The sequence below is a fragment of the Corynebacterium glyciniphilum AJ 3170 genome (genome assembly GCF_007673095.1).
In the GTDB taxonomy this organism is placed as follows: Bacteria; Actinomycetota; Actinomycetes; order Mycobacteriales; family Mycobacteriaceae; genus Corynebacterium.
The window spans coordinates 1-219 of record NZ_VDYZ01000431.1; the positions used below are offsets into that span (position 1 = coordinate 1).

1 protein-coding gene is annotated in these 219 nt (G+C 62.1%); it reads left to right on the forward strand.

What is annotated here, in order from left to right; all coding sequences use genetic code 11:
* The coding region (locus FS507_RS18040; protein ID WP_186314800.1) for a hypothetical protein at nt 1-207 on the forward strand (207 nt) is incomplete at its 5' end.
* Nucleotides 208-219: the final 12 nt, after the last annotated feature.

A 219-nucleotide genomic window follows, 5' to 3' on the forward strand; every position in this document is an offset into this window, starting at 1 on the left:
GGAGTTGTAGTCCTTGCGGTCGACGCCGTTGGAGTCGAGGTAGTGGGCGGCGGGGGTGGCGGGGTTGATCGAGGATGCGGGGGAGATGTGGTGGGTGGTGAGAGGGGTAGGATGGGGGAGATGAGTTGGAGAGAGAGGAGGGAGAGGAGGAAGATGAACGTGGTGTTGAACAAGGGGGTAGGGATAGGGAGGGTGGTGGGGAAGTGAGTGCCGGGATAG